We start from the raw sequence: 26,281 nt of genomic DNA, 5'->3' as shown, positions 1-26,281 counted from the left end.
GATTTGCACGCACCGGACGGCGCGCGCAGAGTCGGTGGCATGAGTTCGCCGGTGTACCGGGGCCCCGCGCTGCTGCTCGCCGACGACCGGGAGATCCCGGTCGAGGCCGAGCTGACCGGGAGCGTCCCGAGCATCGGCCTGCCGAGCTGGACGGGCACCCTCCAGGCGGGCGACACGCGGCTGGCGAGCGGCGCGATCCGGCGGGGCCGGCTGCGCCTCCCCGGGGGGTGGGAGGGCGGATTCGCGGTGATGCGGAGGGTGCTCGGCGTCTCGATCGTGTGGGTGCGGGGGAACGACCAGGAGGCCTCGCCCGCCGACTGGCCCGGGTGACCAGCGCGGTGGTGCCCGAAGAGCTCCGGGCGGGGCCCGAAGAGCCCCGAAGAGCTCCGTGCGGTGTCCGGACAGCCCGAAGGGGGCCCGGCGCGGTGCGCCGGGCCCCCTTGCGGGTGCCCCGGGGGTCCCTGTCCGGCCGCCGGGGCGGTGCGGGAATGGTCGTGCGGTGCCGGACGGGGCTGGTGCGGTGCCGAGGGGTCGGCTCAGTACCAGTGGTGGGTCTGCCAGAAGGACCAGGCGGCGTTCGGGCTGCCGTAGCGCGAGTTCATGTAGTCGTAGGCCCACTTGATCTGGGTCTTCGGGTTGGTCTTCCAGTCGGCGCCGGCGGAGGCCATCTTGGAGCCCGGCAGGGCCTGGCCCAGGCCGTAGGCGCCGGAGCTCGGGTTGGTCGCGTGGACGTTCCAGCTCGACTCGTGGCTGATGATCTGGTTGAACGAGGCCAGCTGGTTCGCGGGCACGATCTGCGCGGCGATGGCCTGCGGCGACTGGGTCGCGGCGGAGGCGGTGGCCGGCATCAGACCGGCGCCCAGGGCGGTGACACCGGCGGCGCCGGCAAGAAGAACAGCAGAAGTGCGCATACGAAGCTTAAAAGCGGGCATGAAGAACAGGACCTCAATCGGGTTGGGCCGGTGTCCCGCCCGCTGACGTCCCCGGGCCGGACAGGGGCCACGGGGTCGGAGGGCGGGACTCGGCGGAGAGCCGCACCCGGCGGGACAGGTGCCGGTGCGGCCTGACGACTCGCCCCAAGCTGCCAGACCGCCGGGGCCACCGCCAAGACCCCCCTGATACGACCTGCCGTCGTAGCGACGCCCCTCGGCGCGGACCGGGAATACACCCCCGGGCGGTACCCCGTGCCGTCCGCCGGGAACGGCCCGCCGGCCGGTAAACCGCCGGGCGGCCGGGCGGGCGGGCACCCCCGACGGGCGACGGCCGGAGCCGGGGCGCCGGTCCGCGGCCGACTACGACGCACCGTCGTGGTGGCCCGGGGCGTGTGAGGACCCTCACCGGTCCGCGGGCCGCGGTTCGGCGGTCCGTCGAAGGCCCGCCACGCTCCGTTCCGTGAGCGCCGTCTCAACCCGGCCGCCACCACGGGCCCGGAGCACCGTGCACCGCTCCGGAGGGAACGCGCCATGGCCGACCGCGACGACGATCAGAGGGACGACCGGCGGGGGGACGACGGACAGGGGGACGGCGGGCAGGGGCAGAGGGAGCAGGAGCGGTACGCCGCCGCGCTCGACGCGGCCGAGGAACTGCTCGGGATGCGGCTGGAGCGGTTCCTGGTGCGCGGCGCCGGCGAGCCCGACAACGGCGCCGACTTCAAGCGGCTCGCGACGGTCCACACCTTCGGTGACTCCTGGCCGCGGACGGACGTCCTCGACATCCGTGCGCGGGCCCTCGTCTCCGTGACGATCGCCGCCGCGCTGGGCACGCTCGAACCGCTGCGCGGCCAGCTCCGCATCGCGCTCAACAACGGCGTCACCGCCGAGGAGATCGTCGAGGTCTTCATCCACCTGGAGGCCTACGCCGGCGCGGCTCGGGCGTTCGACGGCTACCGGATCGCCCTGCAGGTCTTCGCCGAGCGGCCCCGGACGGACGGCGGGTAGCGGCGACCCGGGGTCAGCCCGGCGGACGGCTTCGGACGTGGGCCTTCAGCTGTCGGCCCTCAGCCGTCGGCCTTCGGCTGCGGCGCCGCGGGCCGCGGGGTGCGCAGCTCGGCGTACACCGACCAGGCCACCGAGACCGCCGGGACGGCGACCACGGCGCCGATCACCCCGGCCGCGATGCTGCCCGCCAGCACCGAGACGGCGACCACCACCGGGTGCAGGCTGACCGCCCAGCTCATCACCAGCGGGTGCAGCAGATGGCCCTCGATCTGGCCGATCACCACGATCAGCAGCAGCACCACGATCGCGATCACCGGGCCGCGGGCCGCCAGCGCCACCAGGGAGGCGACCAGCATGGCGATCGGCGAGCCGACCAGCGGGACGAAGGAGGCGAAGAACTCCAGCACCGTCAGCGGCAGGGCCAGCGGCACCCGCAGCAGGTAGAGGGCGATGCCGACCATCGCGGCGTTGCTGGCCGCGACGATGAAGATGCCGCGGGTGTAACCCGCGAAGGTGCTCCAGGCGGCGCGTCCGCCCCGGTCGAGGTGGTCGCCGGCCGCGGCGGGCAGCAGGCCCGCCGTCCACCGCCACATCCGCTCGCCGGAGTGCAGGAAGAACACCGACATGAAGAGTGCGAGCGCCGCGCCGGTCGCCACCTCGAACACTCGACCGGCGCCGCTGACGGCGGTGCTGATCAGGGTCGAGCGGTGCTCGGAGAGGAAATCGGTGACCTTCTTCTGGAGGTCGTCGAAGGTCTGGTGGGCGATGTGGAAGGGGGAGCCCTCCAGGGCCCTCTCCAGCCGGTCCAGGCCGCCCTGGAACTCCTTGGTCAGACTGGACAGGTCGTTCGCGACGGTCTCGCCGATCAGCGCCAGCAGCCCGGCCGGGACGAGCAGTGCCACCGTCAGCCCGGCCAGCACCGCGAGCGGGCGGGGGAGGACCCGGGCGGCCAGGTCGACCACGGGCCGCACGACCGAGGTGATCACCAGCGCGAGGAACCCGGCCAGCGTGATCAGGTGGAACTTCCCCAGCACCGCCAGCACCAGGTACCCGGCCGCGGCGACGACCAGCAGCCGCCACGCGTAGTCGGAGAGGTGTCGCAGCCCGGGCGGCGCCCCGGTGCCTTCCGCCGTGCGGCGGTCGGGCCGTCCACCCCCGGGTCTCCTCACCGGCATGCCGCACCGCCGGTCGCCGCCCCCGCCGTCCCCGTGCGCCGGGTCGCCGCCTTCCGCGCCGCTGCCCGCCGGTTCGCCGCCCGTGGGGCCGGGGCCGGTCGGGCGGGGGAGCGGCGGAGGGGCCCGGGAGGGCCGGGGTGCGAAAGCGACATGAACCCTGGATAGCGGGTGGAGCGCCGTCCGGGCTGTTCCCGCGCCGACGGGCGCCCGCCCTCCGGCCGATCCTTCACCCGCGGGGCGCCGCCCACCGGTCCGGGGGTGAAGGATCGACCCGCGGACCTGCTCTCGGACCTGCTCTCGGACCGGCTCGGGGACCGGTGCGGCTCAGGCCTTGGTGCGGACGCCGTCCAGGGCGATGCCGAGCACCCGGTCGCGCTGCTCCTCGTCGGGGAACGCCACCGAGGTGATGCCGGAGACCAGGCGCAGCAGGTCGTCGATGCTCATGTCCGTGCGCACCTCGCCGGCCTCCTGGGCCCGCAGCAGCAGGGGCGTGCCGGCGTCGTACATGGACTGGCGGCAGGCCAGGAAGACGTCGGTCTCCTCGCCCTCGAGTGCTTCGCGGATCGCGCGCTTGGTCATGGCGTAGTCGACGAAGCGGCGCAGCCAGGCGGCCAGGGCCTGCCACGGCGGTTCGCCGGAGACCTCGGCGGCGACCCGTCCGAGGTCGTCGACCTCGTTGGCGTACACCGCCTCGAAGAGGTGCCGACGGGTGGGGAAGTTGCGGTAGAGGGTGCCGATGCCGACCCCGGCGCGGCGGGCGATGTCCTCCAGGGAGGCGTCGGCGCCGTGTTCGGCGAAGGCCTCGCGGGCGGCGACGAGCAGCGCGTCGAAGTTCCGCGCGGCGTCGGCCCGGCGCGGGCGCTGGGCGGCGAGGAACTCGCTCACCACGATCTGGTCCGGCACGGTGACCTCGTTTCGACGCCCGGATTGAACCGGAGGGGTACCTCCGCTAATGTGGAGGCATGCCTCGACTTTAGCACCGGGGCCTCTGCTTCGGCCTGCCGTCGACGGCCGGCCGTCCCCCGTCCCGTGTCCCGTCGGCCGCCCGCGCGCCGCCGTACGGCACGTCCGTACACGGCACGTCCGTACCCACAGCCGTTCCCGTGGTCGTCGCACCGCGGTACCCCGCGCCACGACGTCCGAGTCCCCGAGTCCCGAGAAGGTTCGATGAACCGCCAGTCCCATCGCCTCACCTTCGGCGTCCTCGCCACCGGTGCCGGTGTGTTCGCGCTGCTCCAGTCGCTGATCACGCCCGCGCTGCCGATCGTCCAGTCCGCGATGCACACCTCGCAGTCCACCGTCACCTGGGTGATGACCGCCTACCTGCTCTCCGCCTCCGTCTTCACGCCGATCCTCGGCCGGGTCGGCGACATGGTCGGCAAGAAGCGCACGCTGGTCGCGGCCCTCGTCGCCCTGCTGATCGGCTGCCTGGTCGCCGCCCTCGCCCCGAACATCACCGTGCTGATCGTCGCCCGCGTGCTGCAGGGCATCGCCGGTGCGCTCTTCCCGCTCTCCTTCGGCATCATCCGCGACGAGTTCCCGGCCGGCCGGGTGCCCGCCGGCATCAGCAACCTGTCCGCCGTGATCGCGGTCGGCAGCGGCCTCGGCATGGTCCTGGCCGGCCCGATCGTCGGCGCCCTGGACTACCGCTGGCTGTTCTGGTTCCCCGTCATCGTCGTCGCCGCCACGGCCCTGCTGGCCCACCGCTACGTCCCCGAGTCGCCGCACCGCAGCGAAGGCAGCGTCAACTGGCTGTCCTCGGTGCTGCTCTCCGGCTGGCTGGTCGCCCTGCTGCTCCCCGTCAGCCAGGCGGCGAAGTGGGGCTGGGGCTCCACCCCGGTGATCGGCCTGCTCGTCGTCGCCGCCGTCCTCTTCGCGCTCTGGGTCGTCGGCGAGACCCGCTCCCGGAACCCGCTGATCGACATGCGCGTGATGCGGCTGCCCGCCGTCCGGACCACCAACGCCGCGGCGCTGCTCTTCGGCGGCGGCATGTACGCGGTGTGGGCGTTCCTCCCCGGCTTCGTCCAGACCCCGGCCTCCGCCGGCTACGGATTCGGCTCCAGCGTCACCGGCGCGGGGCTGCTGATGCTGCCGATGCTGGTCGCGATGTTCGTCTCCGGACTCCTCAGCGGCCGGCTGGCCGGACGCTTCCCGGCCAAGGCGCAGCTCGTCACCGGGGCCCTGCTCGGCGCCGCCGCCTGCGCGCTGCTCGCCGTCCGGCACCAGGCGCCCTCGGACGTCGCCCTCGCCGCGGGAGTCTTCGGACTCGGCATCGGCCTGGCCTTCGCCTCGATGAGCAACCTGGTCGTGCAGAGCGTGCCGCCCGAGCAGACCGGCGCGGCGACCGGCATGAACGCCAACATCCGCACCATCGGCGGTTCGATGGGCGCGGCCCTGATGACCGGACTGGTGACCGGCCGCCTGCAGGCGAGCGGCCGCCCCTACGAGGCCGGCTACACCCACGGGTTCACCCTGCTGGCGGTGTTCTGCCTGGCGGCCGCGGCCGCCGCGCTCGCGGTGCCGACCCGGCGCAGCGCGCCGTACCCGGCGCCGGTCGCCGCCTCCGTGCCGGAGCGGGAGTCGGTCGGCGGCTGACCGGCCGGACGTCCACGGCGACAGGTGCGCGGCGGGTCCGGGCGCACCGCCCCGGGACCCGCCGCGCACCTGTCGGCACGGCCGCATCCCGGCTGCGCCGTGCCGCGGGGCGGCCATGACATCTGTCACGTCCCCTTGCTGACGCATCGTCGCTACCCGCGGGCGGGACGCCCTGGGAGAGTGGTGATCATCGCGGGGGCGAGCGGCCCCGGCGGGGACGACACCACGGGGGACACCATGCAGAGCACCGCCACCGACACCACCGCGACGACCGGCACCGCCACGATGACCGGCACCGCCGCCGCCGACGCGGCCGCCGAGGTGCTGCCCACGGTCGGCGAGGTGCGGTTGCCCGCCTGGTTCTTCGGGTTCGAGGGCGTCCTCGCCGGTGCCTTCGACCTGCTGCGGGCCTTCCCGTCCGCCTGGCCCGCCCTGGTCGCCCTCGCGGCGGTCAACATCACCGTCTCGCTCACCCTGCTGCGCCGGCGGCTGAAGCTCGCCAAGCTGCTCTGGCGCGGCAAGGGCACCCGCAAGGTGGCGTTCGCGCTGGTGGGCCTGCGGATCGGCACCCACGTCCTGCTGGGCGTCCTCGGCCTCGCCCTGACCTCCGCGTTCGGCCACGTCCTGATGGCCCTGGTGATGGCGGGCATCACCGTCGGTCTGCTGGCGTACGTCCAGCGGACCGCGCTGACCGCCCTGGTCGCCGCCGGCAGGGTCACCGCCTGAGCCCGGGCCGCAGCCCCGTCGACCATGCCGCCCCGCCGGCCCCGGCACCCGAATCGAGCAACCAATGGTTGCGCATTCGCCGGGGTCGTCGTAGGGTTATCTGCAACCAAAGGTTGCGAATGGAAGGAGCGGCGGCATGGAGGAGTACGGCAGCATCGAGCGGGAGATCCGGGTGGACGCCCCGCCCGAGGTGGTCTACGAGGTCATCAGCACCCCGGAGCACCTGCGGGAGTGGTGGCCCGACGAGGCCGAACTGAAGCCGGTGCCCGGCGGGACGGGCGTCATCACCTTCGGGGACGGCTCCTCGCCGGACGCCAAGGTCGAGCGGCTCACCGTGGTGGAGGCCGACCCGCCCCGCCGGTTCTCCTTCCGCTGGGTGCACGACGGCCCCGAGGCTCCCGCGCCCGGCAACTCCCTGCTGGTCACCTTCGACCTGGTGCCCGCCGGCGCGGGCACGCTGCTGCGCTTCAGCGAGTCCGGGTTCCGGGAGCGGGGCTGGGAGGCCGCCGTGCTGGAGGAGACCTACCGCGACCACGACAGCGGCTGGAACCACTTCCTGCCCCGTCTGGTCGGCTACCTCGACCGGCTGGTGGCCGCGCCGTGAACGCCGTCGTCGACGACGAGCTCTGGTCGGCGGTCGGCGACCCGATGCGCCGGCGCATGCTCGACCTGCTGCTCACCGAGGGCGGCGGAACGGCGACCACGCTGAGCGGTCGGCTGCCCGTCACCCGGCAGGCCGTCGCCAAGCACCTCGGCGTGCTCGACCGGGTCGGCCTGGTCCACGTCACCCCGTCCGGCCGGGAGCGCCGCTACGAGGTGGACGAGGCCCAACTCGCCCGCGCCGTTGCCCAGCTGTCCTCCGTCGGGGCCGCCTGGGACGCCCGGCTCGGCCGGATCAAGCGGATCGCCGAAGCCGTCCACCGCAGCCAGGAGGGCTGAGCCCCTCATCCACGAGGCGCCGCCCGTCCGCGGCGGCGCGGCCGGATCGCGCCCGGACACCGGGCGCCCACACCGAAATGAGGTGTCGACATGCTCGACATCCTGCACAGGATCGGCGTCACGTCGTCCCCCGAGGCCGTCTACGACGCCCTCACCACGATCGACGGGCTGGCGGGCTGGTGGACGGAGGACACCACCGGCGACAGCGAGGTCGGCGGCGTGGTCCGGTTCCGCTTCCCGCCCGGCGGATTCGACATGAAGGTGCTGGAGACGAAGCCCGCCGAGCGGGTGCTCTGGGAGGTCGTGGACGGCCCCGAGGAGTGGATCGGCACCCGGGTCCGCTTCGAGCTCAAGCAGGAGGACGACTACACCGTCGTCCTGTTCCGGCACCTGGGCTGGCGGGAGCCGGTCGAGTTCATGTACCACTGCAGCACCAAGTGGGCGAGCTACCTGCTGAGCCTCAAGAAGTACGTCGAGACCGGCACGGGCGACCCCGCCCCGCGCGACGTCCGGATCAGCAACTGGCACTGAGCGGCACCGCTGCCGCCGCCCGCCGGACCTGCTGACCGGGGTCGGCGGGCGGCCGTCGCGGGTGTCAGGACGTCCACGTCCTGAGCCGTGCGGCCACCTCGCGCACGGGCAGCCCCTCCCGGGCCGCCCGTGCGAGCGGGAGCACCGTGTCGAGCCCGGGCTTCACCGGCAGGTTGCACGCGGAGAGGTAGGCCGCGGTGACGGCGGCCGCGTACAGCAGGTTGCGCACCTCCAGGCAGGGGTTGCGCGCGAGCTCGCACAGCAGCGCGGCCGCCTTGTGGTGCGGCTCCGGGTAGACCTCGCGGCCGAGGACCTCGGCGCGGTGCCGCGCCTCCGCGGCGATCGGCACGCCGTAGTCCACGATCTGCGGGTCACCGGGGATCTCCTGCGCCAGCGCGAGGATCCAGGCGAGGTCGACCCTGAGGTTCACGCGGCGTACCCCGGCGCGTCGTGCGGTCCGTGGGCCTCGTGCGTGCCGTGCGCCTCGTGCGGGTCGTGTGCGGCACCGCGGGCGGGCTCGCCGGGGTAGCGGTCCTCGCCGAACTCCTCCTCGAAGGCGTCGGCGTACGCGGCCAGGAACGCCTGGGCGCCGGCCAGGAACGCCGCCCGGGACTCGTTGACGTCCTGCTCGATCAGGTCGGCGACGTAGCCCTGCAGGCTCAGGCCCCGGCGCTTGGCCCGCTCCTCGGCCGCCGCCCGGATCTCGTCGTCCAGTCGGATGTTGGTCTGCTTCACCATGCCCGACAGCATAGCTAGCGCCTGCTATCGGCGGCTAGCATCCGGGGGCGAGCGGCCGCCGGTTCACCCGGACGCGCCGCGCCGGGATGCCGCGCGGACCGCCGCCGGGCCGGTTCCCTGGAAGGCACGGCCAGGAGGAGGACACGGGTGCTGCTGGAGAACAGGAACGCCGTGATCTACGGCGGCGGCGGTGCGATCGGCGGCGCCGTGGCGCGGGCGTTCGCCGGGGAGGGCGCCCGGGTCCACCTGGCCGGCCGGACGCAGGCCCGGCTGGACCGGGTGGCCGAGGAGATCCGCGCGGCCGGCGGCGCGGCCGAGACGGCGGTCGTGGACGCGCTCGACGAGACCGCCGTCGACCGGCACGCCGACGCGGTCGCCGAACGGTTCGGCGGGATCGACATCTCCTTCGACCTGATCTCCTACGGCGACGTGCACGGCACCCCGCTGGCCGCCATGTCGCCGGAGGACTTCGAACGGCCGGTGGTGAACGCCGTCCGGTCGATGTTCCTCACCGCACGGGCCGCCGCCCGGCACATGATCCCGCAGCGGTCCGGGGTGATCCTCAACTTCGGCGGCGACGGCGGCCGCGACCCGATCCGCGACTACTTCATCGGCGGCTTCCAAGTGGCCCTGGAGGCGACCGGCACCCTGCGCCGCCAGCTCGCCGCCGAACTCGGCCCGCACGGCATCCGCGTGGTGACCCTGCACACCGGCGGCATCCCCGAGACCGTCCCGGCCTCCGAGCCGGCCCGCGACGCGATCACCGAGATGATCGTCGGCAAGACCATGCTCGGCCGCGCCGCGAACCTCGCGGACGTCGGCCGGGTCGCCGCCTTCCTCGCCTCGGACGGAGCCGCCAGCATCACCGCGGCCTCGGTCAACATCACCTGCGGCGCAGTGGCGGACTGACACCCCCGCGGACTGACACCCCCTCGGCCCCGCGAAGTTTTACCGAACGGTCGACCAACGGCCCCGCCCGTCCGGATAGGTTCCAGGCAACCCCGAAAACCGCATCGGACGCCCCGCACGGGGCGTGCCGCCGAGGAGGCCTGCCGTGACCGCGATCGACCCGACCCCCGCCCACCTGACCCCCGCCCACCCGATGCCCGTCGCCCCGGTGCCCGTCGACCTGGCCGCGGCGGCCGCCGCGCTGCCCGACGCCTGGAGCTCCCGTCTGCTCGGGCACGTGGGCAGCGCCGCCGTGAAGGTCCTCCGGATGGACGGGCAGCCGCTCGACGTCGAGCACCACCCCACCGCCGAAGCCCTGCTGGTCCTCGACGGCCGGCTCGAACTCGTCGTGGACGGCGCCGAAACCACCGTCGGCCCGGGCGGCCTGGCCTGGGTCCCCGCCGGAGCGCGGCACGCCGTCCGCCCCGGCAGCCACGGCACACTGGTCATCGTCGAGGTGCCCGAGGGGTGACCCCCGGTCACCGACCCGGTCGAACGAAGGGACGCCATGCCGACGGCGCAGCAATGGATCGACTCACTCGGTCTGGAACCGCACGTGGAGGGCGGCTACTTCCGGCGCACCTACCAGGCCGACCACCGGCCCACGGTGCGGACCCCGGCCGGCGAACGGTTCGCCGTGACCGCCATCCACTACCTGCTGACGCACTGGTCGCCGATCGGGCACTGGCACCTCAACCGTTCCGACATCCTGCACTTCCACCACCACGGCGACCCGATCACCTACCACCTGCTCCACCCCGACGGCCGGCACGAGAGCGCCGTCCTCGGCCAGGACCCGGGCCGCGGCCACCTCCTCACGCTCGCCGTCCCGGGCGGCGTCTGGAAGGCCTCCCACCTCACGGCCGGCGACCACGGCCTGATCAGCGAGGCCGTGGTGCCCGGCTTCGACTACGCCGACATGACCCTCGGCCGGGTCGAGGACCTGCTGCGCCGCTTCCCCGGCCACGAGGAACTCGTCCGCCGCTACTGCCACCCGGCCTGACCGCAGCGGACCCCGGGGCGCGGGAAACCGTACCGAACCCTCGCTCGGACGGTCACCCCACGCGCCCCCGGGAGCGGGCCCGCACGCCCCGGGTCACCGGACCCGCGGGCGCAGGGCCAGGGCGATCGGGGTGCCGAGGGCGCAGGCCAGTGCGCAGACCGTCCAGACCGCCGTGTACGCGCCCTCCCGCGGGACGCCCTGCCGCAGCAGCAGGGCGTCCAGCGCGGCAGCCGCCCCCGCGCCCGCGGCGGCGCCCGCCAGCGACTTGAGGGTGTTGTAGACACCGGTGCCGATCCCCGTCTGGTCGCGGGGCAGACGCCGCATCAGCAGACCCGGCAGCAGGCTCAGACCCAGCCCGGCGCCGAACCCGCAGACCGCACCGGGAACGGCGAACTGCCAGAAGGCGTGGTGCCCCGCCGCGATCGCCGCGTAGCCGGCGGCGCACAGCCCGAAGCCCACCGCGAGGACTCCCGCTGCGCCGTACCGGCGGGCGAGACGGTCGGCGACGACCGCACCCGCCATCGCGGCCACGGTCTGCGGCAGGTACAGCAGCCCCAACTGCAGCGGCACCGCGCCGAGTCCGTAGCCGGTCTCCGCCGGGTCCGCCGCCTCGAAGGCCAGGGTCGGGCCCTGCGCGCCGTACAGGGCGCAGCCCAGCAGGAAGCTGAGCGCGAAGACCGGCGCCGTGGCGCGCCGGGCCAGCAGCCGGACGTCCACCATCGGCCGGTCGGCGCGCAGTTCGTGCCGGACGAACAGCGCCAGCAGCACCGGCCCGAGCACCAGCAGCACGGCCGCGGCGCCCGGCAGCACGGCACTGCCGCCGAGGCCGGCCAGCATCAGGGTCAGGCCGAGGGAGAGCAGCGCCGCGCCGGGCCAGTCGATCCGGCCGTGCGCCCGGGTCCGCGAGTCCGGGACGAACCACCACACCACCGGCAGTGCGAGCAGCGGCAGCACCGCGAGCGCCCACAGCAGCGGACGGGTGGCGCCGTCGCCCGTGCCGAGGCCTCCGACGGCGAGCGCGCCGAGGGTCGAGCCGACGGTGAGCGAACCGACCAGCGGGCCGACCGCCCGGCCGCCGCGCTCCTCGCCGAGGCCGTCGCGCAGGATCGCGAACTCCAGCGGCAGCCAGCAGGCCAGGAACCCGGACAGGGCGCGGCCGAGGAGCAGCAGCGGCAGGTCCGGGGCGAGTGCCGTGCACACGGCGCCGAGCAGGGTCAGCAGCACGGTGACGCGCAGCAGCAGTCGGTGGCCGTGCAGGTCGCCCAGCCGGGAGGTGAGCGGCACCGCGACGCCGGACACCAGGAACTCGACGCCGAGCGCGAGGCTCAGGTCACCGGCGTCGAGGTGCAACCGCTCGCCGAGGCGCGGCAGCAGGATCGGGAAGCCGCCCTGCAGGACGCCGCTGGCGAACTCCACCAGGACGAGCAGCGGGACGGTCGCCCGGACGGCCGTCCGGACGGGGGCGACCGCAAGGGGGACGGTCTCGGTCATGGGCACATCCGTGGGGGCCGGAGGGGCGGTGGGGGTGGCCGTAAGGATGGCTAACCTGGGGGTCCACGAGCCCGAGCCGCACGATTTCGCACCTGCGGCCCTCCCCGCGCAAGGATCGGCCATGATCGACGAGCTGGACCTGGCCCTGGTGGACGCGCTGCGGGTGGACCCGCGGGCCCCCTGGTCCCGGCTGGCGGGACCGCTCGGCGTCGACCCGGCCACCCTGTCCCGCCGCTGGGCCAAGCTGGAGGCGGACGGCGACGCCTGGGTCACCTGCTACCCGTCGGCGGACCGGATCGGCCGCGGCCTCACCGCCCTGGTCGAGGTCGAGTGCTCCTCCGGCCGGGTCGCCGAGGTCGCCCACGCCCTGTCCGGGCACCCGCAGATCGCCTCGATCGAGGTCGTCACCGGCAGCGCCGACCTGCTGCTCACCGTCGGCGCCGCCGACCCGGGCGCCCTCGCCGGGCACCTGCTGGAACAGATCTGCGCCGTGCCCGGGATCGGGCGCACCCGGACGTCCCTCGTCGAACGGACCGTCCGCGAAGGCAGCCGGTGGAGCGGCGGCGCCCTCGACGCCGAACAGCGCCGCGCCATCGCCGAACCGCCCGGCGAGCTCCGCAGCCCCCGCGGCGGCCGGCAGATCGAGGAGGACCTCGCCCTGATGCAGGCCCTCGGCGGCGACGGGCGCATGCCGTACGCCGAACTCGCCGAACGGACCGGCCTGCCCGCCACCACCGTCCGCCGCCGGCTCGCCGAACTCCGCGACTCCGGACGGCTGGTGCTGCGCTGCGACGCCTCCCCGGGGGTCACCGGCAACCCGCTCGCCGTGCTGCTCTGGCTGGAGGTGCCGCCCGCGCGGCTGGAGGAGGCCGTCGGCTGGCTGGCCGGCCTGCCGCAGGCCAGGATGTGCGCGGTCACCGTCGGCCGGGCCAACCTCGCGCTCTACCTGATGGTCCGCCGGCTCCCGGAACTGCGGCGGCTGGAGGAGGAACTCGCCCGGCGCTTCGACCGGCTGCGGGTCCGCGACCGGCTGGTGACCCTGCGCACCGTCAAACTCGTCGGCCGGCTGCTCACCCCGGACGGCCGGGCGCACGGCTACGTCCCCATCGACCCGTGGCCCGCCGGCCCGCCCGGGATCACTCCGCGGGCGGGCCGGCGGGCCACGGCACGCGCCGAGCAGCCGCGGTCAGCCGCGTCAGCCGCGCTCCAGACGGCCGAGCGCCAGCGCCGCCAGCAGGGCCGCCGCGTCCGGCAGCACCGCGTCGTCGAACTCGGCCTGCGCCGAGTGGTTGTACGCCGCCGTGAAGGGGTCGCGCCCGGGCGGGCAGGCACCGAGCATCAGGTACGCCCCCGGCACCAGCTGCGCCAGCACACCGAAGTCCTCCGAGCCGGCCACCGGACGCGGCATCTCCACGTACCGGTCGTCACCGAGCAACCGCCGCGCGGTGTCCGCGGCGAAGGCCGCCTCCGCGGCGTCGTTCACCGTCACCGGGTAGCCCGGCTCGACGACCGCCGTCACCTCCGTGCCGTGCGCCTCGCCGACACCCCGCACCACCCGCACCGCCTCCTCGACCACCCGCTCGCGCGCCTCCGGAGAGAAGGAGCGGACCGTCGCCGCGAACACCGCCTCGTCCGGGATCACGTTCTCCACCGTCCCCGCGTGGAAGGTGCCCACCGTCACCACCACCGGGTCGAACGCGTCGAACCGCCGGGTCACCATCGTCTGCAGCGCGAGCACCGCCTCGCAGGCCGCCGGGACGGGGTCCAGCGCCAGGTGCGGACTCGATCCGTGGCCGCCGCGGCCCCGCACCGTCACCCGGAGCGTGTCCGAGGCCGCCATGATCGGCCCCGGCCGGCCCGCCACCCAGCCGCCCGGCAGCAGCGCCGCCCCCACGTGCAGCGCGTACGCCGCCACCACCCGCTCGCCGGCCGCGTCCAGCACCCCCTCGTCGACCATCAGCGCGGCCCCGCCCCCGCCCTCCTCACCCGGCTGGAACATGAACACCACGCTGCCCGCCAACTCCTCCCGCCGCTCGGCCAGCAGCCGGGCCGCGCCCACCAGCGCGGCGGTGTGCAGGTCGTGACCGCAGGCGTGCATCACCCCCGGCACCTGCGAAGCGTACGGCAGTTCGGCCGCCTCCTGCACCGGCAGGGCGTCCAGATCGGCACGCAGCAGCACCGCCGGGCCCGGACGGCCGCCGCGCAGCACCGCCGTCACCGAGCTCAGCTTCTCGCCGAGGGACACCTCCAGCGGCAGCCCCTCCAGGGCGGCCAGCACTCGCGCCCGGGTCAGCGGCAGATCGAGCCCGATCTCGGGCTCGCGGTGCAGCGCCCGCCGCAGCTCCACCAGACCGGGCCGCAGCCCTTCGGCCGACTCGCGCAGCGCGGACGGATGAACGGGAGCCGACATGGCCACTCCTCCGGGGTAGACGGTCCCCGAATGGTCCCCCCGCAGGACGCCCCGCCCGCCGCAACCGCACGGAACCTGCGCCCGCCGCCACCCGCACGCACGATTCCGCCGACCGCCCTGCGGCGCGGACCGCCCGCGGCGCACGACAGCATGCCGGGATGACCACGGGCGAACCGCGGACCACGGCCGAGGCGGTGGCCTCGCTCGTGCTGCGGCACGGCCGTGCCGACCACACCCTCTGCCCCGGCCGGCCCTGAGCCGCGGGCCGGGGGCGGCATGGTCAGCCGCGGGTGAGGAGCCGGCGCAGACCGTACGCGGCGGCGCCGGCGGCGAGCACCGCGGCGCCCTGCAGGACCGAGGCGGCCGGCAGGGCGAAGGCCAGGACCAGGCAGCCGGCGGCGCCGAGCAGCGGGACGGCGCGCGGCGGGCGGCCCTCGGCCGGGGCGAGGGTGAGTGCGGAGGCGTTGGCGACGGCGTAGTAGACGAGCACGCCGAAGGAGGAGAAGCCGATCGCGCCGCGGACGTCCGCCGTGGCGGCGAGGACGGCGACCACCGTGCCCACGGCGAGTTCGGCGCGGTGCGGGACGTGGAAGCGCGGGTGGACGGCGGCCAGTGCGTGCGGCAGGTGCCGGTCGCGGGCCATCGCGAGGGTGGTGCGGGAGACGCCGAGGATCAGGGCCAGCAGGGAGCCGAGCGCGGCGACGGCCGCGCCCGCCCGGACCACCGGGACGAGTCCGGGGGCGCCCGCCGCCCGGACGGCGTCCGCGAGCGGTGCGGTGGCGGCGGCGAGGGCGTCCGGGCCGAGCACCGCCAGGGCGGCGAGGGCGACCAGGGTGTAGACGACGAGCGTGACCGCCAGGGCGAGGGTGACGGCCCGGGGGATGGTCCGGGCGGGGTCGCGCACCTCCTCGCCGAGGGTGGCGATCCGCGCGTAGCCGGCGAAGGCGAAGAACAGCAGGCCCGCCGCCTGCAGCACGCCCTGCGGCCCGGCGTCCGCGCCGACCGCCCAGTGGGCGGGATCGGCGGTGCCGCCGGACAGGCAGGCCGTCACCACCGCGGCCAGCACCGTCAGCACGACGGCGACGATCGCCCGGGTCAGCCGGGCGGCCTTCTGCACCCCGACGTAGTTCACCGCGGTCAGCGCCACCACGGCCGCCACCGCCACGGCGTGCGCCTGCGCGGGCCACAGGTAGGCGCCCACCGTCAGCGCCATCGCCGCACAGGACGCGGTCTTGCCGACCACGAACGCCCAGCCGGCCAGGTACCCCCAGAACGGCCCGAGCCGCTCGCGGCCGTACACGTAGGTGCCGCCCGAGGCGGGGTAACGGGCGGCCAGGCGGGCGGAGGAGGTGGCGTTGCAGTACGCCACCGCCCCGGCGAGGGCGAGGCCGGGCAGCAGCCCGGAGCCGGCGGCCGCGGCCGCCGGGGCGAGTGCGGCGAAGACGCCGGCGCCGATCATCGACCCGAGGCCGATCACCACGGCGTCGAACAGGCCCAGGTGCCGTTGGAGCCCGGCCGGTGCGGTCGACATGCTCATCGTTCTCTCCCCCTGGGAATGGTCGGACCGCGCCGCACAATAGACGACCTCGGTGTACGGCTGCCGAACGGGTCCGCCCCGGGGCCGTGCGCGCCCTTCTCAGACGCCGGCGGCGACGAGCACCGCGTCGGTGCCGAAGCCGAGCAGCAGCCCGAGCAGGATCATCCAGGCGGTCAGCTCCTTGGCGCCGGCCCGCCGGGCGACGGCCAGCAGCTCGATCACCACGTAGAGGATCGAGCCGGCGGCCAGGCCGAGGAAGGCGACGCCGACCGTCTCGTCGACCACCCGCTGGCCGATCAGGGTGCCGACGAAGGTCGGGCCGCCGGCGATCACCCCGAGCACCGCCAGGCCGCCCCAGGACGGCCGTTCGCCCGCGGCCGCCAGCGGCGCGACGATCCCGAACCCCTCCGTCGCGTTGTGCAGGCCGAAGCCGATCACCAGCAGGACGGCGAGCGAGATGTCGCCCTGCGTGGCCGAGTTGCCGATCGCGAGGCCCTCGGCGAAGTTGTGCAGGCCGATCCCGGTGGCGATCGTCAGGGCGAGGCCGGCGGCGTGCGAGCGGGCGCCGACGGCCCGTTCGGTGGCCGCCGCGGCACCGGGGCCGGGGGAGCGGGGCGGGGCCGCCGCGTTCCGGCGGGCCGCCCACCGTTCGTAGCGGACGAGCCCCAGCAGGCCGACCGCCAGCCCCGCGGCCAGCACCAGGCCGTTCTGCGCCGCCGTCCCCCAGTGGTGCGCGGACAGCGCCTCGTCGGTGGGCTCCCAGGCCGCGCCGAGGATGTCCCAGAGCAGGAACAGCAGGACACCGATCGCGCCGGCGTTCAGCGCGGCGCGCAGACGTGGCACGGGCCGGCGCAGACGGGCCACCGGCAGTCCCAGGAAGACGGTGACACCCGCGACGGCGCCGAGCAGGGCGATCTGCGGACCGGACATCGGACACCCTCCGGGAGGACGCGGGCGGCGGACGGCCCCGGGTCGACTGTGGTTAGCCTCACCTAAGGGTCGCCGTCTCCAGCCTGCCGTCCGCCGCGCCGGCCCGCACCTCCGACGCGCGGGCGGCCCGCGCGTCGGGCGGGGCGGTCAGCCGCAGGCGCAGCCCGCGGCGGCGGTGTCGGCGGCGGCGCCGGAGGTCGTGCCGCAGCAGGCGACCGGGCCGTCGGCATCCTTGGTGAGCGTGTCGGCGTCGGCCTTCACGACGTACACCTCCCAGGGCTCCTGGCCGGGGCCGTGCACCCACACCTTGTCCTGGAGGGCGTAGCAGCAGGAGGTGTCGCTCTCCTCGAAGGTGGCGAGGCCGGCCTCCTTGAGCCGGTCGGTGGCGGCGGCGACCTGCTCGGTGGTCCCGACCTCGACGCCGAGGTGGTCGAGGCGGGTGGCCTCGCCGGCCTCGCCCTCGATGAGGACGAGCTTGAGCGGAGGCTCGGTGACGGCGAAGTTGGCGTAGCCGGGGCGGCGCTTGGCGGGCTCGGTGCCGAAGAGCTTGGAGTAGAAGGCGACGGAGCCTTCGAGGTCGGCGACGCGCAGGGCGAGCTGAACACGGGACATGGCGGTCTCCCCGATCCGAGGTGTTGTATCGACAGCTGCCGATACAGGAGAGCTTGCTCTTCTGATTCGACGAATGTCAACATCGACGCATGTCGAAATAAGAGCCGGTCGTCCTCGACCAGGACGACGCGGCGGCCTGCCGTTCGCCGACGGTCCGCCGGCTCCGCGCCCGCCGACACCGTGAACGCGGCCGTGGTCGAGGCGATGAAGGAGGTCGGGATCGACATCTCGAACGAGGTCCCGAAGGTGCTCAGCGCCGGGGCCGTCCGGCGTCCGACGTCGTGATCACCATGGGCTGCGGCGACGCCTGCCCGCACGTCCCCGGCGAGCGCTACCTCGACCGGAAGCTCGACGACCCGGCCGGGCAGGGCGTCGACGCCGTCCGCCCGACCCCGCGAGCGCCTCGGCCGTCGGGACGGCCGCCGGCGCGACGTCGTCCTGCCGGAGCGCCGCAGCCCGGTCGTCGACTGACAGGGCCCGGCGCCGGGACCTCGTGCGGGCCCGGTACACTGGAGGCGCGAAGGGGAGTAGTCCCGAAACACCGGCAGGTCGACACACTGGACGCCCGCACACCAGCGGACGGCCCGGCCGCCGGGCCGCAGCACCTCCGGGTGGTGCGGTGGACGAGACCTTCGGCAAGGCATGACCGGCGCCCGCACCCGCGGGTGTCCATTCGTCGTGCCGGGCCGAGGCGTCCTCCCGGACCACCCACGACGGGTGTTCGCACCGACACTCCGGCCCGGCCCCAGTAGAGAGCCTCCGGATGTCCCTCGACCCCCTGGCGATCCTCACCGCCTTCGGTCTGATCTTCCTCGCCGAACTCCCCGACAAGACGATGTTCGCGTCCCTCGCCATGGGCACGCGGATGCGCCCGCTCTACGTCTGGATCGGCACCTCCAGCGCCTTCGTCGTCCACGTCGCCATCGCCGTCGGCGCCGGAAGCCTGATCGGCCTGCTGCCGAACGTCGCCGTGAAGCTGGTCTCGGCCGCCCTGTTCGCCTTCGGCGCCTTCGTGCTGCTGCGCAGCGGCGGTGACGAGGACGGTGCGGACGAGGCCGGCCGGACGGTCACCGGGTTCTGGCCGGTGTGGACGGCGGCGTTCATGGCCGTGTTCATCGGCGAGTGGGGCGACCTGACCCAGATCACCACCGCCAACCTCGCGGCGACCAACGGCGTGCTCTCCACCGCGATCGGCTCGGCCGCGGCACTGATGAGCGTCTCCGCCCTCGCCCTGGTGGTCGGCCGCTTCATCGCCAAGCGGGTGCCGCTGCGGATGGTCCAGCGCGTCGGCGGCGTCTGCATGGGCCTGCTCGCCGTCTGGTCCGTGGTCGAGGCCTTCACCGGCTGACGCACCGCGCCCCTCCTTCTGCCGCCGTCGGCCCCGTGCCGGCGGCGGCAGTCGCATGCGGGCCCACGGCCGGGGCACGCCGGGCCGGGCGAGGGGCGCACGGCAGTTGCGGTGCGCGCCGGGGGCGGGAGGACTGCGGCCGCCGCGGGCCCGGATCATGAGCGGATCTCCTTGGCCGACCGTCCGTCAGGACGTGAGGGCCTAGAGTGGCCGGATGGTCACGGTGCTGGTCAACGGGCTTCCCGGATCCGGAAAGACGACGCTCGCGCGGGCCCTTGCGGCCGACCTGGGCCTGCCGCTGTTCAGCAAGGACGCGATCAAGGAGATACTGGCGGACATGCTGGCGGGCCTGCGCCCGCCGGAGTGTTCCGACCCCGAGTGGAGCCGGGTCCTGGGAGTTGCCGCCGCCGAGACCCTGTGGACGCTGCTCCGTGACGCGCGGGGCGGGGCCGTTCTGGAGAATTCGTGGTTGGCCCACACACGGCCGATCGTGACGGCCGGACTTCGACGCGCGGGCGTGGCCGACGTGCGGGAGGTCTGGTGCGAGGTGCCGCTGGTGGTGGCTCGACGCCGGTTCGCCGAACGGTCGGCCGGGCGACATCCGGTGCATCCCGAGCGCCCCGGTGGTCCCGACGGGGACTGGGACCTGTGGTCACGCGGTGCCGAACCGCTCGGGCTGGGGATCGTCCACTGCGTGGACACCACCGGGCCGGTCGACATCCCCGCGCTGACCGCCTCGCTCACCGCCCCTCGCTGACGGCCCCAACCTCACGGGTCAGAACATCTAGTGCGCCGCAGCCGGGCCGCCGCGGGCGGTCAGGACGACGGCGGGGAGCACGGCGAGCGCGAGGAGGCCGCCGCCGAGCGCCAGCACCGGGTAGCCGGCCAGGTCGACGACGGCGCCCGAGGCCAGGCCGCCCGCGGCGCCGGAGACGGCGATGGCGACGTCGACCATGCCCTGGGTCCGTGCCCGGGTCGCCAGTGGCACCGCGTCGGTGATGATCGCGGTACCGGCGACCAGCCCGAAGTTCCAGCCCAGACCGAGCAGGGCCAGCGCCAGCGCCAGCAGCGGGACGGACCCGCCGGGTGCGAGCGCGGCCAGCACGCCCGCCGCGAGCAGGGTCAGACCGGAGGCCGTCGCCAGCGCCGTCCGCCCGTAGCGGTCGACCAGCCGGCCGGTCAGCGGCGACGGCAGGTACATCGCGCCGATGTGGATCGCGATCACCAGCCCCGAGGCCGCGGTCCCGTGCCCCATGTCGTGCATGTGGACGGGCGTCATGGTCATCACGGCCACCATGACGACCTGGGTGAGGACCATCACCGAGGTGCCGAGCAGCACACCGCGCCGGATCCCCGCGGCCGGCTCCTGCGCGGCGTCCGCCCGGCCGGCGGCATCCGCACCGGCGGCCCCGGCGCGTTCCCGGGCGAGCAGCAACGGGTCGGGGCGCAACCCGATCGCGAGGACGGCGGCGGCCGCCGCGTAGGCGACCCCGGCCAGCAGGAACGGCCCGGCCAGCCGGGGTATGCCGAGGACCGCCGCGAGGTCCCCGGTGGGTGCGGCCAGGTTCGGGCCCGCGATGCCGCCGAGGGTGGTGGCGACCAGCACGGTCGACACGGCCCGGGCCCGGTGGGTGGGCGCGGCGAGGTCGGCCCCGGCGTAGCGGGCCTGCAGGTTGGTTGCCGTGCCGGCGCCGTACACGAGCAGGGCGGCGAACAGCAGGACGGGACTGTCGGCGACGGCGGCTGCGATCACCCCGGCGCTGCCGACCGCGCCCGTGGCGTAGCCGAGCGCCAGCCCCGGCCGGCGGCCGCGGGCCGCCGAGACGCGGCTGACCGCGATCGCGGCGATCGCACTGCCCGCGGTGAACAGCGCACTGGGCAGGCCGGCCAGCCCGGCCGAGCCGAGCATCTGTTGCGCCAGCAGGGCGCCGACGGTGATCCCCGCGGCGAGGCCCGCCCCACTGAGCACCTGGGAGGCGACCAGGACGGTCAGGACGCGGCGCTGCGCGGCGTCGACGGGCGTGGCGTCGGCGGACGTGGCGGGGTCGGGGGCGGTCGAGGGCGTCGAGGCGGTACTCGTCACGGAGCGGGCCCTTTCGGCGGCAGGTCGGCGTACGGGTCGGGGACCGGCCCGGACTTCCGGGCCGGCGGGACAGAGGCATCATGCCGTCGGCCCCGTCGCGGGGGAACGCCCGGGCCGCCCCCACGGCCGACGGCATCCCGGAGCGGCGCCGGCCGCCGCCGGACACGGCGTCAGCCTTCGGCTCGGGCCGGGCCGGGGCGGCGCGGCGGGGACCGGTCAGTGCTGCGGCAGGACCTGCTCGCCCTCGCCGACCGGCTCCTCGAACGCGGACAGGTAGCGTTCCAGCAGCCGCGCGTCCACGGTGACGGCATCGGCGCCGACCTCGCGGTTGCGTACGGCGAGCCGGCGTTGCAGCGTCGCCCGGTCCGCCTTGAGGTGGACCAACTCCCAGCGGCAGCCGTGCTGTTCGACCAGCGCCTTGTAGTCCTCGCGCGCGGCCCGGCTCCAGAAGCTGTAGTCCACCACCACGTTCCGGCGCGCCCGCATCAGCCGGATCAGCTCCTGGCGCTGCTCGCGGCGGACCTCCTCCTTGAGCGCGTCGAACGCCGCCTCCGCCAGTACCAGGCCGGCGTCGCGCTGCCCGAGCCGCTGCCAGACCGCCTCGTCGATCGACAGCCGGACGTACCCGCGGCGGACCAGCGCCCGCGCGTACGTGGTCTTGCCCGCCCCGGGGAGGCCGCACATCAGGACCACCGTGCCCGTGGGCTCCACCATGCGGCCACCCCAGTGCTCGACCGGACGACCCGTCAGCCGGGTTGCCGCAGGCATGAGGGCAAGAGGGCCCGCGGGCATGCGGACGGCCCGGCGGTGCCGTCTCCGGCCGCCGGGCCGCCAACGTCGCGTCAGGTGCTACCTGGTGCGGGGCTGGGTGAAGCGCAGCATGTTGCCGGACGGGTCGCGGAAGGCGCAGTCGCGCACTCCGTACGGCTGGTCCATCGGCTCCTGCAGCACCTCGGCGCCGGCCGCGCTGACCCGCTCGAAGGTGGCGTCGCAGTCGTCGGTCTGGAAGATGACCCCGCGCAGCATGCCCTTGGCCATCAGCTCGGCCACCGTCTGCCGGTCGGCCTCCGATGCGTTCGGGTCGGCGAGCGGCGGCTCCAGCACGATCTCCACGTCCGGCTGGGTCGGCGAGCCGACCGTCACCCAGCGCATCCCCTCGAAACCGACGTCGTTGCGGACCTCCAGGCCGAGCGCGTCGCGGTAGAAGGCGAGCGCCTTGTCGTGGTCGTCGACGGCGATGAAGCACTGCGAAAGCTTGATGTCCATGGCCCACACGCTACGGACCGGCGGCCTGTTTTGCTTCTCAGTTCCTGATCGGCCGGGTGTGCATCTTGGCGACGCACGCCGGGATCGGCGCCCCCGGGTCGTGGTCGCGGGCCCGGTACGCGCTCGGGCTCTCGCCGACCAGCTCGGTGAACCGCGAACTGAACGAGCCCAGCGACGTACAGCCCACCGCCATGCAGACCTCCGTCACCGACAGGTCGCCGCGCCGCAGCAGCGCCTTCGCCCGCTCGATCCGGCGGGTCATGAGGTAGCTGTACGGCGTCTCGCCGTAAGCCGCCCGGAAACTGCGCGAGAAGTGGCCCGGCGACATCAGCGCGTCGCGCGCCAGGGCCGGGACGTCCAGCGGCTCCGCGTAGTCGCGGTCCATGCGGTCACGTGCCCGGCGCAGCCTGGCGAGATCGGCGATGTCCACACCGAGCACCGTACAACGTGCCGCCGACACCGAGCGGGCCGTTGAGAGCGACGCGGGCCGTCGCCCCGGCGCGGATTGCCCCGCACCGCCCGGACACGGTGGAATCGCCGCAGGGACGCGCGGTGACCGCCACCGGCCGCGCCCCGCCCGAGGGACACCACACAGGGGGAGAGCATGGCCGACAGCAGCCGCGGATTCGTCAGGGACGCGCGCGGATGCCGCCACTGGGGACCGCACGGCGCCGCGGGGCTGCTGCTGCTCCGCGGCGAGGACCTGCTGCTCCAGCGCCGCTCCTGGCGGGTCCACCACGGCCGTACCTGGAGCATCCCCGGTGGCGCCCTGGAGGCGGGCGAGAGCCCCTGGGACGGTGCCCGGCGCGAGTTCGCGGAGGAACTCGGCAGCCTCCCCGCCCTGCGCCGGCTGCACACCTTCGTCGACGACCACGGCGGCTGGGCCTACCACACCGTGGTCGCCGAGGCCCTGGAGCCGTTCCGCCCGCGCCGTGGCGACGGCGAGGCGGCCGCCCACCGCTGGTGCGGCCGCACCGAGGTCGCCGGGCTGCGCCTCCATCCCGGATTCGCCGCCTCCTGGCCGCAGTTGGCCGCCGGGCTGGACGGCCTCGACCGGCAGCACGGCTGACCGGCGGCCCCCGGAGGTCCGTTCACGCCCCGGGTGTTCACGCCCCGCCCGGGGCGCCGTCCGCCTGCAGCACCAGACTGCTCCAGCGCACGCCGTCCCGGCCGTGCAGGTCGGGACGCTCCGAGCAGTGCAGCGGCCGCAGGCCGTGCGTCCGCCTCTCCGCGGCGCCCGTCGGCCCCGACGGCGTGGTGCGCCACCTCGCCTCGGACGTCGGCGACTGGACCCACCGCCTCACCGACGACATCGCCGTCATCGCCCTCACCCGCCCCGCGCCCGAGCCGGCCGAGCCCGCCGTGACGGCCACCTGACGCGCCTGACCGCCGTCCGGGCCCGACCGCGACTGCCGTGGGCCGGTGGGGCGGTCAGTGCGTGACCGCGCCGACGCTGCGGACCCAGACGGGGAAGGGCTCGGGCTCCGGCACGGTCTGCGAGAGGTCGTGCACCTCGTCGAGGTCCGACCAGGGGACCAGACCCGGTGACCGGTCGCCCAGGAACGCCTCGACGACCGGGCCGAGATCGTCGGAGGGCACGTACGCCCCGCCGAAGGGCAACGCGTCCGCGGCCACCGAACCGGTCGAGCACCGGAGCCGTCCGGCCTGCTCGTCGTGCCACACGTAGAAGGTCGCCACCCCCGGGAATCCCGTCCCGCGGACACGGCGCCGGATGCCCTCGGCGGTCCGCTCGAAGGCGGTGACCACCTCCGGCACGGTCAGCGCCCGCCTGTCCTCCTCCTCCGCACCCAGCCACCAGGTGTTGGTCCGCCACTCCACCCGCCGGTCGGCGGGCTCCAGCACCAGTGGCTCGTCGGCCACTTCGGCAATCCGTCTCAGCAACATCGCATCAGTGTCCCGCCCCGGCGATCGCACCGGACCCCCGGGAGCCGGACGCGGCAGGGAGGTACGGCCGGGTCAGGGCGGGGCCGCTCGGTCGCTGCCGCGGACGGTGTCCGCCGCCCGGACCAGGGCGGCCAGGACGGTGCGCACGGCCAGCCGGGCGGTGCGCTCGGGCCGGTGCAGGACGTCGACGTGGCGGCTGGCGTGCACCCCGGTCAGCGGGCGGAGCACGACGCCGGGGTGCCGCCGGGCCGTCCAGCGCGGCATCAGCGCCAGCCCGCCGCCCGCCGCGACGACCTCCGCCGCGACCGTGAACTCGTTGATCCGGTGGACGATCTCGGGCTGCCGGCCGGCCACCGCCGCGATCGCCTCCACGGTGGCCAGCAGGGGGAAGCCGTCGTGGACGGTGATCCACGGCAGGCCCGCCACGTCGTGCGGCGTCAGCCGGTCGCGGGCCGCCAGTGGATGCCCGGCCGGCAGCGCCACGTCGAGCGGCTCGTTCAGCAGCGGGGTCACCGCCACCGTGCCCGGCCAGTGCGCGGTGTGGTCCAGCCGGTGCGCCAGGACGAGGTCGTGGTCCCGGGTCAGCCGCGGGAACCGCTCCTGCGCGACGTCCTCGTCGGCGAGGGCGAGCCGCGGGAAGTCCGCCCCGGCGGCCGACTGCCGCAGCAGCAACGGGAAGAACGCCGCACCCGCACTGTGGAACGCCGCGACCGACACCAGACCCTGCGGCTGCTCCACGAACCGGTCGACGGCGTGCCGGGCCCGGGCCAGCGCCGCGGACACGCCGATCGCCGCGTCCGCCAGCGCCCGCCCGGCATCGGTGAGCACCAGCCGCCGCCCGGCGCGCTCGGTCAGCGGCACCGGCACCGATCGCTGCAACAGCCGCAGCTGCTGCGACACGGCCGAGGGCGTCACCGTCATCGCCTCCGCGACCGCGGTGACGCTGCCGAGCTCGCCGAGCTCCCGCAGGACCCGCAGTTGACGTTCGTCCATCCGCACAGTCTAGGCCCGACCGTGTAGGCACTGCTAAAAGATCGTTTCAGTAAGTGGCCCTTGGCTTCACGGTCGCACTCCGGCAGCGTGGTGGCCGTGCCCACCGTGCCTGACACCCGCCGTACCGACCTGGTCCTGCTGCTCGTCGCGATCGTCTGGGGTTCCAGCTACCTCGCCGCCAAGGCCGCGACCGGGGCCGTCCCCGTCCTGACCGTCCTCTTCGTGCGCTACGCGCTCGCCGCGCTCGCGGCCACCGCCGTGATCGCCGCGGGCGCCGCCCGCAGCTCCCGCCGCCGCACCGGCCGTGGCGTCCTGCCGCGCACCCACCGCCGCGGCCCGGCCCGGCCCCGACCCGCCGAACTGCGGTACGGCACGGTGCTCGGCCTCACCCAGGCCGCCGTCCTGGCGATCGAGACCTACGGCGTCGCCCACACCAGCGCCGCCAACGCCGGACTCATCATCAGCCTCACCATCGTGCTCACCCCCCTCCTCGACCGCGGCGCCGGCCGCGGCCCGCTGCCGGGCCGGTTCTTCGCCGCCGCCGGGCTGTGCGTCCTCGCCGTCGGCCTGCTGATGTCCGGCACCGGACTGCACACCCCCGGCCTCGGCGACCTGCTGATGCTCGCCGCCGCGGTCGTCCGCGCCGGACACGTCGCCCTCGTCGGCCGCCTCACCGCCGGACGCGAGCTGCGCCCGATGCACCTGACCGCCGTCCAGACCGTCGTCGGCACCGCCCTGTTCGCCGCCCCCGCCGTCGCGGGCCTGCCCGGCCTCGCCCACGCGAGTGCGGCCACCTGGGGATCGCTGCTGCACCTCGCCCTGTTCTGCAGCGTGTTCGCCTTCCTGGCGCAGACCTGGGCGGTGCAGCGCAGCTCAGCCAGCCGGGCCAGCCTGCTCCTGGGCACCGAACCCGTCTGGGCGGTCGCCGTCGGCATCGGCCTCGGCGGCGAACGGCTCACCGCACCCGCCGCCCTCGGCGCCGTCCTCATGGTGGCCGGCACCTACTGGGGCCAGGCCGTCGAACGCGCCCACCGCACCGCACCGCCGGCCGCCGCCGACCGCCCCGCCGAACCGGTGCCCACCGCCTGACCCGTCCGGGGTCCGACGCCCCGGC

At 75.1% G+C, this 26,281-nt stretch carries 31 protein-coding genes and 2 pseudogenes; 17 read left to right on the top strand and 16 right to left on the bottom strand.

Annotation, left to right across the window (positions count from 1 at the left end; all coding sequences use genetic code 11):
• Positions 1-39 precede the first annotated feature (39 nt).
• Complete coding sequence (locus AB0O09_RS24730) at positions 40-330, top strand: hypothetical protein (RefSeq protein WP_363544495.1); 291 nt, start codon at positions 40-42, stop codon at positions 328-330.
• 206 nt (positions 331-536) lie between these two features.
• Here the strand turns inward: AB0O09_RS24730 and AB0O09_RS24725 are convergent, their stop codons facing one another.
• Complete coding sequence (locus tag AB0O09_RS24725; protein WP_363544493.1) at positions 537-911, bottom strand: transglycosylase SLT domain-containing protein; 375 nt, start codon at positions 909-911, stop codon at positions 537-539.
• A 552-nt stretch (positions 912-1,463) separates the two neighbouring features.
• Here AB0O09_RS24725 and AB0O09_RS24720 point away from each other — a divergent pair.
• The gene (locus AB0O09_RS24720) at positions 1,464-1,937 is read left to right on the top strand and encodes a carboxymuconolactone decarboxylase family protein (RefSeq protein WP_363544491.1); all 474 of its coding nucleotides are present in this window, start codon (positions 1,464-1,466) and stop codon (positions 1,935-1,937) included.
• Positions 1,938-1,996: 59 nt separating this feature from the next.
• On the opposite strand, the gene AB0O09_RS24715 is transcribed toward AB0O09_RS24720, so the two are convergent.
• Together AB0O09_RS24715 and AB0O09_RS24710 are read right to left on the bottom strand one after the other, a co-directional pair.
• Positions 1,997-3,106 (bottom strand): AI-2E family transporter, encoded by a 1,110-nt coding sequence (locus AB0O09_RS24715; RefSeq protein ID WP_363544489.1) that lies wholly within the window; start codon positions 3,104-3,106, stop codon positions 1,997-1,999.
• A gap of 330 nt (positions 3,107-3,436) precedes the next feature.
• Positions 3,437-4,015, bottom strand: coding sequence for a helix-turn-helix domain-containing protein (locus tag AB0O09_RS24710; RefSeq protein ID WP_344624677.1), 579 nt, complete (start codon positions 4,013-4,015; stop codon positions 3,437-3,439).
• Between the two features lie 264 nt (positions 4,016-4,279).
• On the opposite strand from AB0O09_RS24710, the gene AB0O09_RS24705 reads away from it, so the two are divergent.
• The 5 genes from AB0O09_RS24705 to AB0O09_RS24685 all read left to right on the top strand — a co-directional run bounded on the left by AB0O09_RS24705 (position 4,280) and on the right by AB0O09_RS24685 (position 7,903).
• The gene (locus AB0O09_RS24705) at positions 4,280-5,707 is read left to right on the top strand and encodes an MFS transporter (RefSeq protein WP_363544487.1); all 1,428 of its coding nucleotides are present in this window, start codon (positions 4,280-4,282) and stop codon (positions 5,705-5,707) included.
• A 180-nt stretch (positions 5,708-5,887) separates the two neighbouring features.
• Entirely contained in the window at positions 5,888-6,433 is a 546-nt protein-coding gene (locus AB0O09_RS24700) for a hypothetical protein (protein WP_363544485.1), read from the top strand.
• Between the two features lie 136 nt (positions 6,434-6,569).
• Positions 6,570-7,037, top strand: coding sequence for an SRPBCC family protein (locus AB0O09_RS24695; RefSeq protein ID WP_363544483.1), 468 nt, complete (start codon positions 6,570-6,572; stop codon positions 7,035-7,037).
• Complete coding sequence (locus AB0O09_RS24690) at positions 7,034-7,372, top strand: helix-turn-helix domain-containing protein (protein ID WP_363544481.1); 339 nt, start codon at positions 7,034-7,036, stop codon at positions 7,370-7,372. Before AB0O09_RS24695 ends, AB0O09_RS24690 begins: the two co-directional genes overlap by 4 nt.
• A 90-nt stretch (positions 7,373-7,462) precedes the next feature.
• Complete coding sequence (locus tag AB0O09_RS24685) at positions 7,463-7,903, top strand: SRPBCC domain-containing protein (protein ID WP_363544479.1); 441 nt, start codon at positions 7,463-7,465, stop codon at positions 7,901-7,903.
• Between the two features lie 64 nt (positions 7,904-7,967).
• Here AB0O09_RS24685 and AB0O09_RS24680 read toward each other — a convergent pair whose 3' ends face one another.
• A complete protein-coding gene (locus AB0O09_RS24680; protein WP_363544477.1) occupies positions 7,968-8,333 on the bottom strand; it encodes a hypothetical protein in 366 nt (121 codons plus the stop codon).
• Positions 8,330-8,641: a hypothetical protein gene (locus tag AB0O09_RS24675; protein WP_363544475.1), complete on the bottom strand. Its 312-nt coding sequence runs from the start codon at positions 8,639-8,641 to the stop codon at positions 8,330-8,332. The genes AB0O09_RS24680 and AB0O09_RS24675 overlap by 4 nt, the downstream gene beginning before the upstream one ends.
• Before the next feature lie 147 nt (positions 8,642-8,788).
• Here AB0O09_RS24675 and AB0O09_RS24670 point away from each other — a divergent pair, with 147 nt between their 5' ends.
• From AB0O09_RS24670 to AB0O09_RS24660, 3 genes are all read left to right on the top strand, one after another.
• Complete coding sequence (locus tag AB0O09_RS24670) at positions 8,789-9,550, top strand: SDR family oxidoreductase (protein ID WP_363544473.1); 762 nt, start codon at positions 8,789-8,791, stop codon at positions 9,548-9,550.
• Between the two features lie 193 nt (positions 9,551-9,743).
• Entirely contained in the window at positions 9,744-10,061 is a 318-nt protein-coding gene (locus tag AB0O09_RS24665) for a cupin domain-containing protein (RefSeq protein WP_363544539.1), read from the top strand.
• Positions 10,062-10,097: 36 nt separating this feature from the next.
• On the top strand, positions 10,098-10,592 hold the full coding sequence (locus AB0O09_RS24660; protein WP_363544472.1) for a cupin domain-containing protein: 495 nt from the start codon (positions 10,098-10,100) through the stop codon (positions 10,590-10,592).
• A gap of 93 nt (positions 10,593-10,685) precedes the next feature.
• Here AB0O09_RS24660 and AB0O09_RS24655 read toward each other — a convergent pair whose 3' ends face one another.
• Positions 10,686-12,083 (bottom strand): MFS transporter, encoded by a 1,398-nt coding sequence (locus AB0O09_RS24655; RefSeq protein WP_363544470.1) that lies wholly within the window; start codon positions 12,081-12,083, stop codon positions 10,686-10,688.
• Between AB0O09_RS24655 and AB0O09_RS24650 the strand changes: the two are divergent.
• A pseudogene (locus AB0O09_RS24650) lies at positions 12,082-12,843 on the top strand (AsnC family transcriptional regulator); the annotation flags it as partial. The gene AB0O09_RS24655 and the pseudogene AB0O09_RS24650 overlap by 2 nt on opposite strands.
• Positions 12,844-13,278: 435 nt before the next feature.
• Here the strand turns inward: AB0O09_RS24650 and AB0O09_RS24645 are convergent.
• From AB0O09_RS24645 to AB0O09_RS24630, 4 genes are all read right to left on the bottom strand, one after another.
• On the bottom strand, positions 13,279-14,493 hold the full coding sequence (locus AB0O09_RS24645; protein WP_363544468.1) for a M20 family metallopeptidase: 1,215 nt from the start codon (positions 14,491-14,493) through the stop codon (positions 13,279-13,281).
• A 280-nt stretch (positions 14,494-14,773) separates the two neighbouring features.
• Positions 14,774-16,030, bottom strand: coding sequence for an APC family permease (locus AB0O09_RS24640; protein WP_363544466.1), 1,257 nt, complete (start codon positions 16,028-16,030; stop codon positions 14,774-14,776).
• Between the two features lie 99 nt (positions 16,031-16,129).
• Positions 16,130-16,960 (bottom strand): ZIP family metal transporter, encoded by an 831-nt coding sequence (locus tag AB0O09_RS24635; protein ID WP_363544464.1) that lies wholly within the window; start codon positions 16,958-16,960, stop codon positions 16,130-16,132.
• A 147-nt stretch (positions 16,961-17,107) separates the two neighbouring features.
• Positions 17,108-17,572 (bottom strand): ArsI/CadI family heavy metal resistance metalloenzyme, encoded by a 465-nt coding sequence (locus AB0O09_RS24630; protein WP_363544463.1) that lies wholly within the window; start codon positions 17,570-17,572, stop codon positions 17,108-17,110.
• Between the two features lie 81 nt (positions 17,573-17,653).
• Here AB0O09_RS24630 and AB0O09_RS24625 point away from each other — a divergent pair.
• The 3 genes and pseudogenes from AB0O09_RS24625 to AB0O09_RS24615 all read left to right on the top strand — a co-directional run.
• Positions 17,654-17,961, top strand: a pseudogene (locus AB0O09_RS24625) (hypothetical protein); the annotation flags it as partial.
• A 374-nt stretch (positions 17,962-18,335) separates the two neighbouring features.
• A complete protein-coding gene (locus tag AB0O09_RS24620; protein WP_363544462.1) occupies positions 18,336-18,920 on the top strand; it encodes a TMEM165/GDT1 family protein in 585 nt (194 codons plus the stop codon).
• 214 nt (positions 18,921-19,134) lie between these two features.
• Positions 19,135-19,677, top strand: coding sequence for an AAA family ATPase (locus AB0O09_RS24615; RefSeq protein ID WP_363544460.1), 543 nt, complete (start codon positions 19,135-19,137; stop codon positions 19,675-19,677).
• A 27-nt stretch (positions 19,678-19,704) separates the two neighbouring features.
• On the opposite strand, the gene AB0O09_RS24610 is transcribed toward AB0O09_RS24615, so the two are convergent.
• The 4 genes from AB0O09_RS24610 to AB0O09_RS24595 all read right to left on the bottom strand — a co-directional run bounded on the left by AB0O09_RS24610 (position 19,705) and on the right by AB0O09_RS24595 (position 22,699).
• Positions 19,705-21,003 carry an MFS transporter gene (locus tag AB0O09_RS24610; protein WP_363544458.1) on the bottom strand — a complete coding sequence of 433 codons (1,299 nt, stop codon included), beginning with the start codon at positions 21,001-21,003 and terminating at the stop codon, positions 19,705-19,707.
• 216 nt (positions 21,004-21,219) lie between these two features.
• Positions 21,220-21,717, bottom strand: coding sequence for an ATP-binding protein (locus AB0O09_RS24605; RefSeq protein ID WP_363544456.1), 498 nt, complete (start codon positions 21,715-21,717; stop codon positions 21,220-21,222).
• Between the two features lie 135 nt (positions 21,718-21,852).
• Positions 21,853-22,269: a VOC family protein gene (locus AB0O09_RS24600; RefSeq protein WP_344624658.1), complete on the bottom strand. Its 417-nt coding sequence runs from the start codon at positions 22,267-22,269 to the stop codon at positions 21,853-21,855.
• Positions 22,270-22,306: 37 nt separating this feature from the next.
• Positions 22,307-22,699, bottom strand: coding sequence for a helix-turn-helix transcriptional regulator (locus AB0O09_RS24595; protein WP_344624657.1), 393 nt, complete (start codon positions 22,697-22,699; stop codon positions 22,307-22,309).
• 174 nt (positions 22,700-22,873) lie between these two features.
• Between AB0O09_RS24595 and AB0O09_RS24590 the strand changes: the two genes are divergently transcribed.
• Both AB0O09_RS24590 and AB0O09_RS24585 read left to right on the top strand, forming a co-directional pair.
• Entirely contained in the window at positions 22,874-23,338 is a 465-nt protein-coding gene (locus AB0O09_RS24590) for an NUDIX hydrolase (RefSeq protein ID WP_363544453.1), read from the top strand.
• 185 nt (positions 23,339-23,523) lie between these two features.
• Entirely contained in the window at positions 23,524-23,646 is a 123-nt protein-coding gene (locus AB0O09_RS24585; protein ID WP_363544451.1) for a hypothetical protein, read from the top strand.
• Positions 23,647-23,700: 54 nt separating this feature from the next.
• Here the strand turns inward: AB0O09_RS24585 and AB0O09_RS24580 are convergent, their stop codons facing one another.
• Together AB0O09_RS24580 and AB0O09_RS24575 are read right to left on the bottom strand one after the other, a co-directional pair.
• Positions 23,701-24,150 (bottom strand): hypothetical protein, encoded by a 450-nt coding sequence (locus AB0O09_RS24580; RefSeq protein WP_363544449.1) that lies wholly within the window; start codon positions 24,148-24,150, stop codon positions 23,701-23,703.
• A 96-nt stretch (positions 24,151-24,246) separates the two neighbouring features.
• Entirely contained in the window at positions 24,247-25,167 is a 921-nt protein-coding gene (locus tag AB0O09_RS24575; RefSeq protein ID WP_363544448.1) for a LysR family transcriptional regulator, read from the bottom strand.
• 105 nt (positions 25,168-25,272) lie between these two features.
• Here AB0O09_RS24575 and AB0O09_RS24570 point away from each other — a divergent pair, with 105 nt between their 5' ends.
• Positions 25,273-26,256 (top strand): DMT family transporter, encoded by a 984-nt coding sequence (locus AB0O09_RS24570; protein ID WP_363544537.1) that lies wholly within the window; start codon positions 25,273-25,275, stop codon positions 26,254-26,256.
• The last annotated feature ends 25 nt before the right edge of the window (positions 26,257-26,281 follow it).

The sequence above is a fragment of the Kitasatospora sp. NPDC093679 genome (assembly GCF_040683455.1).
In the GTDB taxonomy this organism is placed as follows: Bacteria; Actinomycetota; Actinomycetes; order Streptomycetales; family Streptomycetaceae; genus Kitasatospora; species Kitasatospora arboriphila.
Note: the sequence above shows the minus strand (reverse complement) of the source record. Positions and strands in the feature narration are given on the sequence as shown.

Excerpts from the sequence above, each read along its gene's own strand:
- AB0O09_RS24730 (WP_363544495.1), top strand. The coding sequence starts at position 40 with ATGAGTTCGCCGGTGTACCGGGGCCCCGCGCTGCTGCTCGCCGACGAC.
- AB0O09_RS24725 (WP_363544493.1), bottom strand. The coding sequence starts at position 911 with ATGCGCACTTCTGCTGTTCTTCTTGCCGGCGCCGCCGGTGTCACCGCC.
- AB0O09_RS24720 (WP_363544491.1), top strand. The coding sequence starts at position 1,464 with ATGGCCGACCGCGACGACGATCAGAGGGACGACCGGCGGGGGGACGAC.
- AB0O09_RS24705 (WP_363544487.1), top strand. The coding sequence starts at position 4,280 with ATGAACCGCCAGTCCCATCGCCTCACCTTCGGCGTCCTCGCCACCGGT.
- AB0O09_RS24695 (WP_363544483.1), top strand. The coding sequence starts at position 6,570 with ATGGAGGAGTACGGCAGCATCGAGCGGGAGATCCGGGTGGACGCCCCG.
- AB0O09_RS24685 (WP_363544479.1), top strand. The coding sequence starts at position 7,463 with ATGCTCGACATCCTGCACAGGATCGGCGTCACGTCGTCCCCCGAGGCC.
- AB0O09_RS24675 (WP_363544475.1), bottom strand. The coding sequence starts at position 8,641 with ATGGTGAAGCAGACCAACATCCGACTGGACGACGAGATCCGGGCGGCG.
- AB0O09_RS24665 (WP_363544539.1), top strand. The coding sequence starts at position 9,744 with ATGCCCGTCGCCCCGGTGCCCGTCGACCTGGCCGCGGCGGCCGCCGCG.
- AB0O09_RS24660 (WP_363544472.1), top strand. The coding sequence starts at position 10,098 with ATGCCGACGGCGCAGCAATGGATCGACTCACTCGGTCTGGAACCGCAC.
- AB0O09_RS24655 (WP_363544470.1), bottom strand. The coding sequence starts at position 12,083 with ATGACCGAGACCGTCCCCCTTGCGGTCGCCCCCGTCCGGACGGCCGTC.
- AB0O09_RS24645 (WP_363544468.1), bottom strand. The coding sequence starts at position 14,493 with ATGTCGGCTCCCGTTCATCCGTCCGCGCTGCGCGAGTCGGCCGAAGGG.
- AB0O09_RS24640 (WP_363544466.1), bottom strand. The coding sequence starts at position 16,030 with ATGAGCATGTCGACCGCACCGGCCGGGCTCCAACGGCACCTGGGCCTG.
- AB0O09_RS24635 (WP_363544464.1), bottom strand. The coding sequence starts at position 16,960 with ATGTCCGGTCCGCAGATCGCCCTGCTCGGCGCCGTCGCGGGTGTCACC.
- AB0O09_RS24630 (WP_363544463.1), bottom strand. The coding sequence starts at position 17,572 with ATGTCCCGTGTTCAGCTCGCCCTGCGCGTCGCCGACCTCGAAGGCTCC.
- AB0O09_RS24620 (WP_363544462.1), top strand. The coding sequence starts at position 18,336 with ATGTCCCTCGACCCCCTGGCGATCCTCACCGCCTTCGGTCTGATCTTC.
- AB0O09_RS24615 (WP_363544460.1), top strand. The coding sequence starts at position 19,135 with ATGGTCACGGTGCTGGTCAACGGGCTTCCCGGATCCGGAAAGACGACG.
- AB0O09_RS24605 (WP_363544456.1), bottom strand. The coding sequence starts at position 21,717 with ATGGTGGAGCCCACGGGCACGGTGGTCCTGATGTGCGGCCTCCCCGGG.
- AB0O09_RS24600 (WP_344624658.1), bottom strand. The coding sequence starts at position 22,269 with ATGGACATCAAGCTTTCGCAGTGCTTCATCGCCGTCGACGACCACGAC.
- AB0O09_RS24590 (WP_363544453.1), top strand. The coding sequence starts at position 22,874 with ATGGCCGACAGCAGCCGCGGATTCGTCAGGGACGCGCGCGGATGCCGC.
- AB0O09_RS24575 (WP_363544448.1), bottom strand. The coding sequence starts at position 25,167 with ATGGACGAACGTCAACTGCGGGTCCTGCGGGAGCTCGGCGAGCTCGGC.